General features: G+C 53.0%; 13 protein-coding genes. 7 read left to right on the top strand and 6 right to left on the bottom strand.

Features of this window, described 5'->3' with window-relative positions; genetic code table 11:
* The first annotated feature begins 112 nt into the window (after positions 1 to 112).
* From trpS to ACS18Q_RS13335, 7 genes are all read left to right on the top strand, one after another.
* On the top strand, positions 113 to 1,129 hold the full coding sequence (trpS, locus tag ACS18Q_RS13365) for a tryptophan--tRNA ligase (protein ID WP_004728575.1): 1,017 nt from the start codon (positions 113 to 115) through the stop codon (positions 1,127 to 1,129).
* Between the two features lie 307 nt (positions 1,130 to 1,436).
* A complete protein-coding gene (locus tag ACS18Q_RS13360; RefSeq protein WP_441257152.1) occupies positions 1,437 to 4,070 on the top strand; it encodes an ExeM/NucH family extracellular endonuclease in 2,634 nt (877 codons plus the stop codon).
* Between the two features lie 276 nt (positions 4,071 to 4,346).
* Positions 4,347 to 4,925, top strand: coding sequence for an aminodeoxychorismate/anthranilate synthase component II (locus ACS18Q_RS13355; RefSeq protein WP_004728577.1), 579 nt, complete (start codon positions 4,347 to 4,349; stop codon positions 4,923 to 4,925).
* A gap of 431 nt (positions 4,926 to 5,356) precedes the next feature.
* A complete protein-coding gene (locus tag ACS18Q_RS13350; protein WP_004728578.1) occupies positions 5,357 to 6,568 on the top strand; it encodes an aspartate aminotransferase family protein in 1,212 nt (403 codons plus the stop codon).
* 99 nt (positions 6,569 to 6,667) lie between these two features.
* A complete protein-coding gene (astA, locus tag ACS18Q_RS13345; RefSeq protein ID WP_004728579.1) occupies positions 6,668 to 7,687 on the top strand; it encodes an arginine N-succinyltransferase in 1,020 nt (339 codons plus the stop codon).
* 33 nt (positions 7,688 to 7,720) lie between these two features.
* Positions 7,721 to 9,178 (top strand): succinylglutamate-semialdehyde dehydrogenase, encoded by a 1,458-nt coding sequence (gene astD / locus ACS18Q_RS13340; RefSeq protein WP_238820885.1) that lies wholly within the window; start codon positions 7,721 to 7,723, stop codon positions 9,176 to 9,178.
* A 185-nt stretch (positions 9,179 to 9,363) separates the two neighbouring features.
* Positions 9,364 to 10,158 (top strand): DUF1338 domain-containing protein, encoded by a 795-nt coding sequence (locus ACS18Q_RS13335; RefSeq protein WP_055465827.1) that lies wholly within the window; start codon positions 9,364 to 9,366, stop codon positions 10,156 to 10,158.
* A gap of 82 nt (positions 10,159 to 10,240) precedes the next feature.
* On the opposite strand, the gene crp is transcribed toward ACS18Q_RS13335, so the two are convergent.
* The 6 genes from crp to ACS18Q_RS13305 form a co-directional block, all read right to left on the bottom strand.
* The gene (crp, locus tag ACS18Q_RS13330; protein ID WP_004728582.1) at positions 10,241 to 10,873 is read right to left on the bottom strand and encodes a cAMP-activated global transcriptional regulator CRP; all 633 of its coding nucleotides are present in this window, start codon (positions 10,871 to 10,873) and stop codon (positions 10,241 to 10,243) included.
* A gap of 242 nt (positions 10,874 to 11,115) precedes the next feature.
* Positions 11,116 to 11,985 (bottom strand): phosphoribulokinase, encoded by an 870-nt coding sequence (locus ACS18Q_RS13325; protein ID WP_004728583.1) that lies wholly within the window; start codon positions 11,983 to 11,985, stop codon positions 11,116 to 11,118.
* A 94-nt stretch (positions 11,986 to 12,079) separates the two neighbouring features.
* Complete coding sequence (locus ACS18Q_RS13320) at positions 12,080 to 12,289, bottom strand: YheU family protein (RefSeq protein ID WP_004728584.1); 210 nt, start codon at positions 12,287 to 12,289, stop codon at positions 12,080 to 12,082.
* Between the two features lie 88 nt (positions 12,290 to 12,377).
* Positions 12,378 to 13,355 carry a hydrolase gene (locus ACS18Q_RS13315; protein WP_004728585.1) on the bottom strand — a complete coding sequence of 326 codons (978 nt, stop codon included), beginning with the start codon at positions 13,353 to 13,355 and terminating at the stop codon, positions 12,378 to 12,380.
* 127 nt (positions 13,356 to 13,482) lie between these two features.
* Complete coding sequence (locus ACS18Q_RS13310; RefSeq protein ID WP_004728586.1) at positions 13,483 to 13,956, bottom strand: TIGR02444 family protein; 474 nt, start codon at positions 13,954 to 13,956, stop codon at positions 13,483 to 13,485.
* Complete coding sequence (locus tag ACS18Q_RS13305; RefSeq protein ID WP_172561690.1) at positions 13,953 to 15,875, bottom strand: ABC transporter ATP-binding protein; 1,923 nt, start codon at positions 15,873 to 15,875, stop codon at positions 13,953 to 13,955. Before ACS18Q_RS13305 ends, ACS18Q_RS13310 begins: the two co-directional genes overlap by 4 nt.
* Between the last annotated feature and the right edge of the window lie 127 nt (positions 15,876 to 16,002).

Here is a 16,002-nt window from a genome sequence, read left to right as displayed (position 1 = left end):
ACTGCTGGTTTGATGTTTTTCACATCAAAGCGCGCGCCACGTGGTCTGAGCGCGCTTTTTTCACAGATTTGTTCTGTCTTATCTCATATTAAGTAACAAGGAAATCATTCTCATGAGCAAACCCATTGTATTGAGTGGTGTTCAACCGTCAGGTGAACTAAGTATCGGTAACTACTTGGGTGCTCTCCGTCAATGGCAACAGATGCAAGACGATTATGACTGTCACTACTGTGTGGTAGATTTGCATGCGATCACGGTTCGTCAAGATCCGAAAGCGCTGCATGAAGCGACACTGGATGCATTGGCAATCTGTCTGGCCGTTGGTGTTGACCCGAAAAAGAGCACGCTATTTGTTCAGTCTCATGTACCAGAGCATGCTCAATTGGGTTGGGTTCTTAACTGTTACACCCAGATGGGCGAGCTGAGCCGCATGACTCAGTTTAAGGACAAATCAGCGCGTTACGCGAACGATGTGAACGCGGGTCTGTTTGATTACCCGGTGCTGATGGCTGCGGATATTCTGTTGTACGGCGCGCACCAAGTGCCCGTGGGCAGCGACCAGAAGCAGCACTTGGAGCTGGCGCGCGATATCGCCACCCGTTTCAACAACATCTACAGCCCAGAAACGCCTATCTTTGAAGTGCCAGAGCCGTACATTCCAACTGTGAATGCGCGTGTGATGAGCCTGCAAGATGCGACCAAGAAAATGTCGAAGTCGGATGACAACCGCAAGAACGTGATCACGTTGCTGGAAGATCCGAAGTCGATCATCAAGAAGATCAACAAAGCCCAGACAGACACAGACACGCCGCCACGTATCGCACACGATGTTGAAGCGAAAGCGGGTATCTCGAACCTGATGGGTCTGTACGCTGCGGCGACCGGTAAAACGTTTGCCGAGATTGAAGCGCAATATGCAGGCGTGGAAATGTACGGTCCGTTTAAGAAAGACGTCGGTGAAGCGCTGGTGGCGATGCTCGAACCCGTTCAAGCCGAATACCACCGTGTGCGCGCAGATCGCGCCTACCTCGACAGTGTGATGCGTGATGGTGCAGAAAAAGCCTCAGCGCGTGCGCTACAAACGCTGAAGAAAGTGTTTGATGCTGTCGGTTTTGTCGCTCGTCCGTAAACGTTCTCCGAATGTAAAAAGCCCCGGCATGGTCCGGGGCTTTTTTATGCCTGAAGAAATCGCTTTGCAATCAATGTTTAATCTAATGTTCATTTAAGTTTTTACGTTAACTGTTGAAACTTTGCACTGGGTTCAAACATTGATTTTGAGAATGCGAGATATGTCTCGATATGCATAGTGAATGGTTTGTGTTTGCAAACAAAAGCACAACACTGGTTGATGTTTTTAACCGTGTTGCACTGCTGAGTGTGACATATCGCACTTTACTCCATACCCAGATTACATCGTAGGGATGACGAGGCTAATCATGCATACCCAACCCACTTTTTCAGTTTCTTTTTCGGCACTGGCGCTGGCCATTGCTGCGGGACTCAGTGCGCCAGTGCGCGCGGAGATTGTGCTGTCGCAATACGTTGAGGGCAGCAGTTACAACAAAGCGATCGAGATCGCCAACACGGGCGACGCGTCGGTCAGCCTGGATGGCTACACGCTGGCCATGTCGACCAACGGCAGTGGCAGCTGGGATAAAACCCTGCCGCTGAGCGGCCGAGTGATCGCCGCACACGATGTGTTGGTACTGTCCAACTCTGGCGCCAGCAGTGACATTCAGGCGGTCACCGATATCAGCAACAACAGCGTGATTAATTTTAACGGCAACGACCCAGTGGCGCTGCTTAACAGCGATGGTGCCGTGCATGATGTCATTGGCGAGATGGGCGGCGCCGATTTCGGGAAAGACCGCACGCTGGTGCGCCAAGCCGATGCGCTGACGCCATCGGCGGTGTATCAACCACAGCAGTGGATGGTGTGGGATGCCAATGTCATTGACGGTTTGGGTTCGCTTGATACAGCGCTGCCTCAGGCGTTCACTTGTGATCAGGATGGCAACGAGCCAACCTTTACCGCCATTCAGGATATTCAGGGCGAGGGCGATACATCACCGTTGATCAATGGTTATCCGTACATCACCGACGACGAATACACGGTGAAAGGGGTGGTCAGTGCGGTGACGGGCGGCCTGACCAAAGGGTTCTATCTGCAAGCGTTGGACGATGACCACAATCCGTTGACGTCAGAAGGGCTGTTTGTGTTGACCGGTCAGTCGTCGAGCGATCTTCAGCCGGGGGATGTCGTGTGTACTCGTGGTAAAGTGCAGGAGTACTACAATCTGACCCAACTGAAAGTGGAGAACAATCAGTGGGAAAAATTGTCCGAACAAGCCGCGCCGACCGCGCACGAGGTCACCATGTTGGACAGTGACGAGCACTTTGCCCAAACCATGGAACGCTACGAAGGCATGTTGGTGACGCTGCCGAAAGCGCTGGATATGCGTGTCACCCGCACCTTTGGTTACGATTACGATGCGCGCCGCAACAATATGGTGCTCGCCCAAGGGCGTGTGAACATGCAGCCGAACCAGTTGTTCCCGGCAGGCTCCGAGCCCGCTCAGCAACAGAGCCTCGACAACGCTCAGCGCCGACTGTTTGTCGAATCGGATGCCAAAGCGGGGGATGGTCAGATCCCTTACTACCCGCAATTTGGCCGCAGCGATATCGATCAGGATGGCTCAACGGAAGACTACATTCGTGTGGATGATACGCTGTTCGATGTGGAAGGCGTGGTGACCTACAGCTACGGCGAATACCGTCTGGTGGTGACCAACACCATCAGCCAGGACAATCTGGTCCACAACGATCCGCGTACCGCCAAACCGAAGATGTACGAAGGGGATTTGCGTATCGCGTCGTTTAACGTCCTCAACTACTTCAATTCCCCTTATGGGGGAGACGCGAATCAGCACGGTGATAACCGCGGTGCCAGCAACTTGACTGAGTTCTCGATGCAGCAGGCGAAGATCGTCAATGCGATTTTGCGTCTGGATGCGGACATCGTCGGCTTGATGGAAATTGAGAACAACGGTTTTGGGGAAGGGGCGGCGATTCGCCAACTGGTTGATCAGCTCAACGAGCGTATCGATGACAAGAAAAAACGTTACCAGTTTGTGGCCGTGGATTCGAATCAGGATGGTCAGACCGATGAAAAAGATTCGGTTGGCAGCGACGCGATCACCACGGGCGTAATTTATCGCGACAAAGTGGTCAAACTGCTGCAAAGCCGCGTGATCCCCATGCCGAGTCAGCACGCCCCTGAAGTGCTGAATGAGGAAGGCAAAGTGATTGAAGATGGTCAAAACTACCAGCGTGATACGCTGGCGCCGACCTTTAAAGTCAAAGGCGGCAACGAGACCATCACCGTAGCCGTCAACCACCTGAAATCCAAAGGGTCAACCTGCTGGGAAGATGCGGCGCCAGTCAGTGAAGGCGGGCAGGGCGGCGCAGATGCCGATCTGCAGGGATCGTGTGAGAACTTCCGTGTTGCCGGAGCGGTGGCACTGGGGGAAGCGTTGGCGAAAATCGACGGTCACAAAGTGATTCTTGGCGACATGAACTCGTACGGTAAGGAAGATCCGATGCTGGTTCTGACGGACTACACGCCAGAGAAATACGGCAAAGTCATTCAAGCAGCGCGCAATACCGTGATTGGCGATCAACCCCAGTTTGGCGATGATGGCGCGGTGATCACGCAAGGCTTCGGTTACCTGAGTGCGATGGAACTGGCGCACAAAGACAACAGCTGGAGCTACTCATACAACGATGAAGTGGGCGCGCTCGATCACCTGTTGGTCAGCGACAGTCTGAAGCTGCGTGTCGTCGATGCCATGGATTGGCACATCAACGGCGGTGAATCGACGCTGTTTGACTACAACGATGAATACAAAGGCGATCTGCCGAAATATGCAGACCATTTCCGCGCTTCTGATCATGATCCCGCCGTGGTTGAGCTCAATATCTACGGCGGTTCATTCAGCTTGGCAGGGCTGGCCTTGCTGCTTGGGTTAGGTGGGTGGCGTCGCCAATCTGGCCGCCGAGCATCCGCGTAATGTGCTGAGTCATACTTTGGGGCATATACATCGAAGTATCGCCACAGCATGAACATTCGAGTCCGGCACGTTGGCAACAATTACGGGGGAGCATGGCTCCCCTGATTTGTTGGCGCCCTTGATGTGTTCGCCCGCAATTTGCTCGCCCACGACACGCGTGCGCGCTCACCGATGGCAAGTCAGCTCGGCTGAAAACAAAATAAACCGCTTTATTGATTGAATCTGGCGCGCTGGTTTGTAGAATGCGAGGCATTCTTGTCTCACGCTGGCGACGTTATGCTTCTGATCATCGATAACTACGACTCTTTTACTTACAACCTCTATCAGTATTTTTGCGAACTGGGTGCCGAGGTCAAAGTGGTGCGTAACGATGAAATCACGCTGGCACAGATAGAAGCGCTGGCGCCCAGTCACCTGGTGATTTCTCCGGGGCCGTGTACGCCAAATGAAGCGGGCATTTCACTGGCGGCGATTGCGCATTTTGCCGGCCGGCTGCCAATTCTGGGGGTGTGTCTTGGTCATCAGGCGATTGCACAGGTGTTCGGGGGGGAAGTGGTGCGCGCCCGTCAGGTGATGCACGGCAAAACTTCCCCGGTGCGTCATACCGGGCGCAGTGTGTTTGCCGGGCTGAATAACCCACTCACCGTCACGCGTTACCATTCGCTGGTGGTGAAAAACGGCACGCTTCCCGATTGCTTTGAGCTGACGGCGTGGACGGAACTACCGGATGGCACGCCGGACGAGATCATGGGCTACCAGCATAAAACTCTGCCTATTGATGCAGTGCAGTTCCACCCGGAATCGATCAAAACCGAACAAGGTCATGAACTGCTGGCCAATTTCCTGCGTCGATAACCTCTCATCCCTGTTCTCCTGTGCGCTACCGCCGAGGATGCGGCAGGGCAGGCTGTACAATTTTTCCGATCGCGATCACTATTCTTAACATTTTCGTCATCAAAATTTCCTTTTTTCTACATTGAAAATTTATTCGCCGCAGATCCTGCCAATCCCTTGCTATGCCTTATTCAGCTAAGGTGCTAACAGGGTTTTTTCAGCCATAATGAAAAAGTGCTTCATAAAAGTATTTACTTGGTGCATAAATAATCATGAGTGGTGAAGATTGTGAGCTGAATCGACTGGCTGAAAGAATAAATCACTATTGAACTAGTTAATAATTTGTAAATACAATGCTGCATCAGCTGATATGCAATACAAAATCTTATTGACGAGGTTTTGTGAAAGGACGGCCTTTCTGCTAGGCATGCGGTATCGAGAAGGAATGTGCAATGACAGTGGAAACTAAAGTAGAACGCGGTTTGTTTGATGAGGTGATGGTGCCTTGTTACAACCCGATGGAATTCATCCCGGTGAAGGGACAGGGCTCACGTGTGTGGGATCAGCAGGGCAACGAGTATATCGATTTTGCCGGTGGCATCGCGGTGAGCTGTTTAGGGCATTGTCACCCTGCGATGGTGAACGCACTGACGGAGCAAGGCAACAAACTGTGGCACCTCAGTAACGTGATGACCAACGAGCCTGCACTGCGTCTGGCAAAGAAACTGACGGAAGTCAGCTTTGCGGAAAAAGTGTTCTTTGCCAACTCAGGCGCGGAAGCGAACGAAGCGGCACTGAAACTGGCACGTCGCTACGCGGCCGATGTGCACGGCCCTGAAAAATCAGAAATCATCGCCTTCAAACAAGGTTTCCACGGCCGTACGTTCTTTACCGTGACTGTGGGTGGCCAAGCGGCTTACTCTGACGGTTTTGGTCCCAAACCGGGGGATGTGACGCATCTGCCCTACAATGATGTGGCAGCGCTGCAAGCACATATGTCTGACCGCACTTGTGCGGTGATGATGGAGCCGCTGCAAGGTGAAGGCGGTATTGTTTCGCCAACACCAGAATTTGTTCAGGCGGTGCGTGAGCTGTGTGACAAACACAATGCGCTGCTGATTTTTGATGAAGTGCAAACCGGGAACGGTCGTACCGGTCACTTCTACGCTTACCAAGGCATTGGCGTGACGCCAGATATCCTGAGCACCGCCAAATCACTGGGCGGCGGTTTCCCAATCGGCGCCATGCTGACCACATCGAAACTGGCAGAGCACATGAAAGTGGGCGTGCATGGTTCGACTTACGGCGGTAACCCGCTGGCTTGTGCGGTCGCAGAAGCTGTCGTGGATGTGGTGAGCAAGCCAGAAACATTGGCGGGCGTCAAAGAGCGTGAAGCGCTGTTCCGTGAAGGTTTGGCGAAAATCAATGCCAAGTACAACCTGTTTGAAGAAATTCGTGGCAAAGGCCTGCTGTTAGGTGCGGCGCTGAACGACGAGTGGCAAGGCCGCGCGCGTGATGTGTTGGTTGCCTGTGGTAAACAAGGGCTGATGCTACTGGTGGCTGGTGCGAACGTGGTTCGTATGACCCCATCCTTGATCATCACCAAAGAAGAAATCGAAGAAGGTTTCGCACGACTAGATAAAGCCATTGCGACCCTAGTTTAAGCGAGCCCGTGCGCCATACCAAACCCATCGGATGGGGGCGGTATGGCGGCGTTACCAGGTCGAAGCATTTAGACCTGTTTGCATCTGGAGGGAGTATTGATGCTAGTTGTTCGCCCTATTGCAATTTCAGACTACGACGCGCTGCACACCTGCGCAGTGGAATCGGGTCATGGATTCACCTCATTGCCGGTTAACGAAGAACTGTTAACCAATCGCATTAAACATTCCGAATACAGCTTTACCAAACCCGACGTCAACCAGCCGGGCGATGAAGGCTACCTGATGGTTGGTTTTGATTCCGACAGCGGTGAAGTCGCCGGGACCACCGGCATCGAAGCGTCCGTGGGCTGGGATATTCCGTTTTACTCATACCACATCAGCACCATTGTGCATGCCTCGCCAAAACTGGGCGTCAACAATGTGGTTAAGTTGCTGACGTTTGGAAACAACTACACCGGTTGTTCGGAAATCTGCACGCTGTTTTTGCGCCCGCCGTTTCGCGAGGGACTCAACGGACGCCTGATGTCGAAATGCCGCTTTCTGATGATGGCCGAGCATCCACATCGATTCTCGCAAACCATTTTTGCGGAGATGCGCGGTGTGTCGGACGAAGATGGTAACTCACCATTTTGGCAATGGTTGCAAGAGCACTTTTTCTCCATTGACTTCACCATGGCGGATTACCTGACCGGCATCGGCAAGAAAGGCTTTATCGCCGACTTGATGCCAAAGTTGCCGATTTACATCAACCTGCTGAGCAAAGAAGCGCAGGCGGTGATTGGTCAGGTGCATGAGAAAACCCGCCCGGCGCTGAAGTTGCTGGAAAAAGAGGGCTTTACCTGTCGTAACTACGTCGACATTTTTGATGCGGGCCCGTCTGTGGAATGCGACCTGCGCAATATTGAATCGGTGCGCGACTCGGTGCGTGCCAAGGTGGAGATCGCCGAGCATTCCAGCTCGCAGGATTTCCTGATGTGTAATACCTCATTTGAACATTTCCGCGCGACGGCGGCGAAAGCAGCCTATAACCGTGAGCGGGGAACCGTGATTATTGCGCCGAACGTGGCAGCCGCGCTGCAAGTCGACCAAGGCGACTTCCTGCGCATCCTAGCGCAATAATCAGCGCACAGTAACGAATTGAAGGACAAGACAATGACTCAGTGGATTGCCGGTCAATGGGTGGCTGGTCAGGGGGAACACCTCACCTCTTTAAGCCCATACAACAACGAAATCGTCTGGCAGGGCGACAGTGCCACGCCCGCTCAGGTTGAAGATGCCGTGAAAGCCGCGCGCACTGCGTTTGTTGCGTGGAAGAAACTGCCATTCGCGGCACGCGAAAAAGTGGTGCTGGCGTTTGCTGAAAAGGTTAAAGCCAACGCCGAAGCCATTGCGGAAGTGATTGCCAAAGAAACTGGCAAACCGATTTGGGAAACGCGCACCGAAGCCGCCGCCATGGCTGGCAAGATTGCCATCTCGATTCGAGCCTACCACGACCGTACCGGTGAAAGCGTGCGTGAAGCGGCAGGCAACCAGATTGTGCTGCGTCATCGTCCGCTGGGCGTGATGGCGGTCTTTGGGCCGTACAATTTCCCGGGCCACCTGCCAAACGGTCACATCGTACCTGCGCTGCTGGCAGGCAACACTGTGGTCTTCAAACCATCGGAACAAACCCCGTGGACGGGGGAAGTGGCGATGAAACTATGGGAAGAAGCGGGCTTGCCGAAAGGCGTGCTGAACTTGGTGCAAGGTGGCAAAGAGACCGGCATTGCACTCGCGCAGTCAAAAGGCATTGATGGTTTGCTATTTACCGGCAGCGCCAATACGGGGCATCTGCTGCACCGTCAGTTCGCAGGACAACCCGGTAAGATGCTGGCACTGGAAATGGGCGGCAACAACCCGATGGTGATCTCCGATCAATATGGTGATTTGGATGCCACCGTGTACACCATCATTCAATCGGCGTTTATCAGCGCCGGTCAACGCTGTACCTGTGCACGCCGCTTGTACGTGCCGCATGGCGACAAGGGCGATACGCTGATCACACGTCTGGTGGAAGCCACTCAGAAGCTGCGCATCGACCAACCTTTTGCAGAGCCTGCACCGTTTATGGGGCCACAAATCTCCAAAGCGGCCGCAGACGTGATTCTCAATGCGCAGGCAAACTTACAGTCGCTGGGCGGTGAAATTTTGTTGGAAGCGCGCGGTCTGCAAGCGGCGTTTGTCACGCCGGGCATCATCGATGTCACGCCGATTGCCGAGCTACCAGATGACGAATACTTTGGCCCGCTGCTACAAGTGGTGCGTTACGAAACGCTGGCCGAGGCGGTTGAATTGGCCAATGACACCCAGTTTGGTCTGTCGGCGGGTCTGGTCACCACTGATGACCGCGAGTGGGAATACTTTGTGGACCACATTCGCGCTGGCATTGTGAACCGCAACCGTCAGCTGACAGGCGCAAGTGGCGATGCGCCATTTGGTGGCCCGGGCGCGTCGGGCAACCTGCGTCCAAGCGCGTTCTACGCGGCGGACTACTGCGCGTATCCGATGGCGTCGATGGAAGGTTCGGCCACTGAATTGCCAGCCACGTTGAGCCCGGGTATCGAACTGTAATTGATGATTTAGCTTACGTCACAGGCTGAAGGCTACCCGGTCCTTCTCGGGCTTCGGATCGGGTAGCCACTTTTTACCAGAACAACAATAAATCGGTATCGTCGCCCCAAGTCGTGAGTAGTCACTTGGGCAATAGAATCCAATCACCCAGGTTGCTTGCAGAGCAGCGCAGACAAGGAGGCGTTATGACGCCAGCAGTTCTTTTTGAATCCCTATGGAATGACTACATTCGACGCCTTTGTCCGTCGGCCGACAAGGTGCATCAACTGCTTCAGGAAGACGAAGTGTTGATCAACGACCACATCGCCCTGCGCACCTTTAATATCGCGCCGTTGGGGCTGGAAACACTGGCTAAACCGTTTCTGGCATTGGGCTACACGCCGTGCGGTGATTACGTGTTTGAAAGCAAAAAGCTGGTGGCAAAACATTTTGAGCATCCAGACCCGCTGCAACCGAAAGTCTTCATCAGTGAACTGAAAGTGGAAGCGTGCTCGCTTGAGCTGCAATCGATTGTGGCGAAGTTGGCGGCGCAAGTGGATGTGACGCAACTTCAGCACGCGGCATTCCTCTACGGTGGCCGCTTGTGGGATCTGAGTTACGCTGATTATCTGCAACTGGCGAAAGAGAGCGAATACGCGGCTTGGTTGGCAGCACATGGTTACGGTGCTAACCACTTTACCGTGAGCGTGAATCAGTTGAAGACGCTGGATGAAGTGAAACAGGTGAACGATCACCTACGCAGCGCAGGCTTCACCATCAATGAATCTGGCGGCGAAGTGAAGGGCTCACCCGACGTGCTGCTGGAGCAGTCATCGACCATGGCGGATAAAGTGCCAGTGAGTTTCCTTGAAGGCAGCGAGATCATTCCGGGGGGCTTTTATGAGTTTGCCAAGCGTTACCCCATGGCCAACGGTGAACTCTACACCGGGTTTGTCGCGGCATCAGCCGATAAGATTTTTGAAAGCACCGACAGCAAATAACCACGGCACGTTGACCGTAATCGACACAAATAAAAAGCCACCGCGAAGGTGGCTTTTCTGTGTAATGCTGTTGCGACGTCGATTAACGAGTGCCGTACACCACGATGGTTTTACCGTGTGCAGAAATCAAGTTCTGCTCTTCCAGCATCTTCAGGATGCGGCCCACGGTTTCACGTGAACAGCCAACGATTTGACCGATCTCTTGACGAGTGATCTTAATCTGCATGCCGTCTGGGTGAGTCATCGCGTCGGGTTGTTTCGCCAAGTTCAGTAGGGTCTGTGCAATACGACCGGTTACGTCTAAGAACGCCAAGTCACCCACTTTTTGGCTGGTCACTTGCAGACGGCGAGCCATCTGACCAGACAGGCGCATCAGGATGTCCGGGTTAACCTGAATCAGCTGACGGAATTTCTTAAATGAAATTTCCGCTACTTCACAAGGAGATTTTGCACGAACCCAGGCAGTACGCTCCTGACCTTCTTCAAACAAGCCAAGCTCACCGATGAAGTCACCTTGGTTGAGGTAAGACAGAATCATCTCCTTACCTTCTTCATCTTTGATCAGTACCGCTACAGAACCTTTGACGATGTAGTACAACGTTTCTGCTTTCTCGCCCGCGTGAATCAGCGTGCTTTTTGAAGGGTACTTATGAATGTGACAATGTGAAAGAAACCACTCTAGTGTTGGGTCGGTTTGAGGTTTACCTAGAACCATAATATCTCACTTCCTCTGCAGGGTACGCTTGCTGCTATCCATATTTTAGCGAAGCCTTATTTTGGATTCTCTAGAATAAGAGGACTTTCTTGTTGCTGCAAGTTATCTTGTGTTTCGGTATGGAATAGTATCCTTTTTCCCAAACGATTTCTTGATTTTAATCGTGTCGGGGGACGGATAAACTACGCAAAATTGTGCACATGATCACGGTATGAAAAGTAATCGACACAGTGACGGTATGATTAGCCAATTTTCCCTGACTCTATCAGCTGTTGCAGGAGCGGTCTGACGATCAGCTCCATGGCAAAGCCCATTTTCCCCCCCGGTACCACAATGGTGTTGTGGCGCGACATGAACGAGCCATCAATCATCGCCAGCAAGTAGGGGTAGTCGACGTTTTTAATGCCGCGCAGGCGAATGACGACAAAGCTTTCATCCAAACTGGGAATGCCTTTCGCATTGAGCGGGTTGGAAGTATCGACGGTGGGGACGCGCTGAAAGTTGATGTGGGTGCGGGAGAATTGCGGCGTGATGTAATTGAGGTAATCGTCCATCGAGCGCACGATCGAATCCATCACCGCTTCTCGAGAATGGCCGCGATCGCGCGTGTCACGCACGTATTTTTGAATCCATTCCAAGTTCACAATCGGCACCATGCCAATCAGAAAATCGACGTGTTGTGCGACGTTGACTTCGCCATCGACCACCCCGCCGTGCAGCCCTTCGTAAAACAGCACATCGGAGTTTTCTGGCAATTGCTGCCAAGGCGTAAAGGTGCCCGGCATCTGATTGTACGGCACGGCTTCGTCAAAGGAGTGAAGATAGCGTCTGACCTGACCGGTGCCTGATTTCCCAAACTGACGGAAGAAGTCTTCCAGCGCGGTAAAGTCGTTGGCTTGCGGCCCAAAATAGCTGATGTGACGACCTTGCTCGCGCGCTTTGCGAATCTCGACGTCCATCTCTGGGCGAGTAAAGCGGTGAAAGCTATCGCCTTCCACCCACGCGGGTTTGATGTCCATCATATTGAACATCTTGCGAAATGCTTCTGAGGTCGTGGTTGTGCCGGCGCCCGACGAACCGGTGACGGCGATAATAGGGTGTTTCGCTGACATGACAAACCTTGTCTCTGAGTCCATAAAATCGGGCTGTTTCAACACAGCCCAAGTCGAATCACTATAGCACGGAAAAGATGACTGTCGTCATCCGTTAGCGTTGATTGACTTTGATATCAACGGTTTCATGTAATTCTGAATAGACGATCACGGCCTCGCCAGACTGCAATTGTGCCTTCACTTGATCGACTTTTTCTTGCAGCGAAATCTCGACTTCGCCGTAATCGGTGCCTTCGCGTAACACGAATTCACGAATCAGACTGTCGAGTGTATCCGGCGCGATTTGCTGCCACGGAACGATCATAAATACCTCTTGCTTTTATGTTCGTGGTTGAATGCCCAAGTATAACGCCTTCGAGGGAAGGCGTCAGTGCCAAGCGAGTCAGTGCAGATCAGATGCTGTCGCGCAGGCTTGCGTAGTAAGCGGGCAGGGATTGTTCGAGCCAGAAGGTCGGTTTGAGTAGCGAGCCACTAAGGAAGCCCACATGGCCGCCTTGATCAAACAAGCGATAATCGATGTTTTCCGGCAGGACAAATTTGGGGATCACGGCATCGGTCATAAATGGATCGTCTTTGGCGTGGATGATTTGCGTGGGCACGCGAATGTCTTTGAGTTTGTGGATGCCTGAGCAGCGCTGATAGTAATCCTGCGCGTCTTTGAATCCGTGCAGGGGCGCGGTGATCAGATCATCAAACTCTTGCAAGCGCGTGACGCGTTTGATGTTGTGATACGACAGCCCCAATTCACCTTTCAGCAACTGATGTTTGCGCAGCGCATTTTGTTTGAGCGACGAGAGCAAATAGGTGCGATAGAGTTTGGAAAACCCGTGTTCGATACGCTCCGAACAGGCGGCGAGATCCAGCGGCGCAGAGACCACGGTTGCGGCACTAACGATGGGATCGTGGTTGAACTCGGCCAGATAGTTGACCAGCATATTGCCGCCGAGCGAAATGCCGACCGCAATCATGGGTTGCGAAGGAAATTGCTCGCGCAAGGTTTCCAAGACAAAACGCGCATCTTGCACTTCACCGGAATGGTACGCGCGCGCCAAATGGTTGGGTTTGCCGCTGCAGCCGCGAAAATGCATCATCACTGATAGCCAGCCGTCGCGAGCAAACGCGTGCATCAAGCCATTGGCATACGGGCTGTAGAAACAGCCTTCCAAGCCGTGAAATAGCACAAACAGCGGCTTATTTTGCGCATCGGCGTGGTGCGGGTCTTCACTCCAAGCGAGATCGAGAAAGTCGCCGTCCGGCGTATCGAGGGTTTGCCACACCGGTTCAAACAGCGCTTTTTTTCGAATGAAACGCGGAAACAGCGTTTGCAAATGCGGGTTTTTCAAGCCGGTTGCGGCCACAAACTGGGTCATAATTCAAACCAATACCGAATGATTGAATGAGTATATACCCAAGTTACCTCAGATGAGTCGATTCGGCGAGTGGCGGTGACATTTTGTGAAGCGCTGCCCCAAATGAGAGGGATAGCCGATGACGAGATTAATAGCTGGGTGGCACGGGCTTCATAAATACGGCCGCCAGATGCTCTGCGCCCAGTTGGCGGCAGTAGCGTAGTGTGAGCGCTTCGCCGTGGCTATTTTCTAAGGTGAGGTGGTTGATGCAGTCGACCAAATCCGCTTGCTGCTGCTTTTCGAGTTGCAGTTCAAATTGCAGCGCTTCGCGGTAGAGCGTATCGGGCAGATGGGTTTTCATCTTACGACGCATCTCGCGGTAACTGTGCAGCAGGGTTTCTGAGCGACTGAGGCAGTCGATCACCTGCTGCCATTCGTTTTCGATCGGCGTGACTTGCTGCTCGTCGAGATATTTGAGCAGGAGCAGCAAGTTGACGTTGCCGTTGAAGTTGTTTTGCAAGCTTAAGCACGCCTCTTTCACCTCGCGCACGCTGTAATACTGCAAACTGAATTGCCATAGTCGTTCCAACGTGAGGGGGATTCTGACGTGCTCGTGGCTCATTGACTGTTGAACTCCTGTTCCATCTCTTCCAAGACTTCCTGCTCTGCCATCCAGTCCATTTCAATGGTTTCGAGTTCGGACTTGGCGTTGGCCTGCGTGGCGAGTACTTGTGTAAGTTTAGCTTTATTTTCTGTGTCATACAGTGAGGCATCGGACAATTGTTCCTCCGCTTCAGCGATCATGGCGTTCAACTTATCCATTTTCGTTTCCAACTGTGTCAGCTTTTTGCGAATTGGCGCAGTCTGCTTACGAAAATCGGCTTCACGGCGTTTTTGCTCTTTCTTCGCCGCAGCGCTGTTGGTGTTGTCTTTGGCCGGGGCTTGCGCTTGCGTCTCTTTGCGCTGCGCTTTTTGCTGATCGGTCAGCCACTTGTAGTAATCGGTTAGGTCACCATCAAATGGTGCCACTTGGTGATCGTGCACGAGGTAAAGATCATCGGTGGTCGCGCGCAGCAGATAGCGGTCGTGACTGACGATCACCATGGCGCCTTCATAGCTTTGCAGCGCAAGCGTGAGCGCTTGACGCATGTCGAGATCCAAGTGGTTGGTCGGTTCGTCGAGCAAGAGCAGGTTCGGCTTTTGCCATACCAGCAGCGCCAGCACCAAACGCGCTTTTTCGCCGCCGGAAAACGGGCCGACTTTATCCAGTGCTTTGTCGCCGTGGAAGCCAAAACTGCCCAGATAGTTACGCAGTTCGAGTTCGTTTTTGTCAGGCGCAATCTGCATCATGTGTTGCAGCGGCGTCTCTTCCGGATGCAGCGTTTCCAACTGATGCTGGGCAAAGTAACCAATTTTTACGCCTTGCGAATAGGTGAAATCGCCGCCTTGCTGTTTCAGTTCACCGGACAGCAGTTTGATCAGCGTGGATTTACCCGCGCCGTTTCGACCCAGCAAACCGATGCGGCTGCCCGGTACCAGATTGAGGCGAATTTTTTCTAGAATCAGGCGCTCGCCGTAGCCTGCGCTGACATCATCCATCATCAAAATGGGGTTCGGCAGTGCCGATGGCTCACGAAACTCAAAGCTGAAGGGGTTATCAAACTGCGCTGGCAGCACTTTCTCCATGCGTTCCAGGGCTTTGATGCGGCTCTGCGCTTGGCGGGCTTTGGACGCTTTGTAACGGAAGCGGTCGATGTAGCTTTGCATGTGCGACATCTGCTTTTGTTGCTTCTGGAACATGGCTTGCTGTTGCAGCATCTTCTGCGCGCGTTGGGTTTCAAACGATGAGTAGTTGCCGGTGTATTCGTTGAGTTTTTCGTTCTCGATGTGAATGATGCGACCGACGATCGGATCGAGGAAGTCGCGGTCATGCGAGATGAGGATCAGCGTGCCCGGATAGCTCTGCAGCCAGCGTTCAAGCCACATCACGGCGTCCAAATCCAAGTGGTTGGTCGGTTCATCCAGCAGCAGTAAATCGGAGCGACAGATCAGCGCTTGTGCGAGGTTGAGTCGCATTCGCCACCCACCGGAGAACTGAGTCAGACTCCAGCTCATCTGCTCTTGAGAAAAGCCCAGACCATCGAGCAGCTCAGCGGCGCGCGCGCGAATGCTGTAGCCACCAATGGTGTCGATGTGGCCGTGCAGTTCGGCCACTTTGTTGCCGTTGTCTGCGCGCTCCGCGTCTGCCAGTTGGCGTTCCAAATCGCGGTATTCACGATCGCCGTCAATGACGTATTCCAGTGCGCTGCGCTCCAAAGCTGGCGTTTCTTGCGCCACCCAAGCCAGCTCCCACTGCGCCGGTTTGCTGAACGAGCCGGCGTCAATGCTCAGTTCGTCTTTCAGCAAGGCGAACAGGGTGGATTTACCGCAGCCGTTTTTCCCCACCAAGCCGACTTTGTCGCCGGGTTGAATGGTTGCCGAAGCCTGATCGAGCAGTGGTTTACCACCGCGCAGTAACTGAATGTCAGAGAAGGTAATCATAAAAATATCGTCTGTTTTGGCCTTTAATTTTTTCGCTCGGAATAGTAGGGGGAATAAGGATAAATGTCGATCATTATGCAAATTGGGTTATGATGCGAAGTCACTTATTGTTAACAAAACGGAGTGT

The sequence above is a fragment of the Vibrio sp. Vf1514 genome, from assembly GCF_052076135.1.
GTDB lineage: Bacteria > Pseudomonadota > Gammaproteobacteria > Enterobacterales > Vibrionaceae > Vibrio > Vibrio furnissii.
This window is presented reverse-complemented; position numbering and strand designations above follow the sequence as displayed.

Bases quoted from the DNA above. Each gene is read 5' to 3' on its own strand.
- trpS (WP_004728575.1), top strand. From the start codon at position 113: ATGAGCAAACCCATTGTATTGAGTGGTGTTCAACCGTCAGGTGAACTA.
- ACS18Q_RS13360 (WP_441257152.1), top strand. From the start codon at position 1,437: ATGCATACCCAACCCACTTTTTCAGTTTCTTTTTCGGCACTGGCGCTG.
- ACS18Q_RS13355 (WP_004728577.1), top strand. From the start codon at position 4,347: ATGCTTCTGATCATCGATAACTACGACTCTTTTACTTACAACCTCTAT.
- ACS18Q_RS13350 (WP_004728578.1), top strand. From the start codon at position 5,357: ATGACAGTGGAAACTAAAGTAGAACGCGGTTTGTTTGATGAGGTGATG.
- astA (WP_004728579.1), top strand. From the start codon at position 6,668: ATGCTAGTTGTTCGCCCTATTGCAATTTCAGACTACGACGCGCTGCAC.
- astD (WP_238820885.1), top strand. From the start codon at position 7,721: ATGACTCAGTGGATTGCCGGTCAATGGGTGGCTGGTCAGGGGGAACAC.
- ACS18Q_RS13335 (WP_055465827.1), top strand. From the start codon at position 9,364: ATGACGCCAGCAGTTCTTTTTGAATCCCTATGGAATGACTACATTCGA.
- crp (WP_004728582.1), bottom strand. From the start codon at position 10,873: ATGGTTCTAGGTAAACCTCAAACCGACCCAACACTAGAGTGGTTTCTT.
- ACS18Q_RS13325 (WP_004728583.1), bottom strand. From the start codon at position 11,985: ATGTCAGCGAAACACCCTATTATCGCCGTCACCGGTTCGTCGGGCGCC.
- ACS18Q_RS13320 (WP_004728584.1), bottom strand. From the start codon at position 12,289: ATGATCGTTCCGTGGCAGCAAATCGCGCCGGATACACTCGACAGTCTG.
- ACS18Q_RS13315 (WP_004728585.1), bottom strand. From the start codon at position 13,355: ATGACCCAGTTTGTGGCCGCAACCGGCTTGAAAAACCCGCATTTGCAA.
- ACS18Q_RS13310 (WP_004728586.1), bottom strand. From the start codon at position 13,956: ATGAGCCACGAGCACGTCAGAATCCCCCTCACGTTGGAACGACTATGG.
- ACS18Q_RS13305 (WP_172561690.1), bottom strand. From the start codon at position 15,875: ATGATTACCTTCTCTGACATTCAGTTACTGCGCGGTGGTAAACCACTG.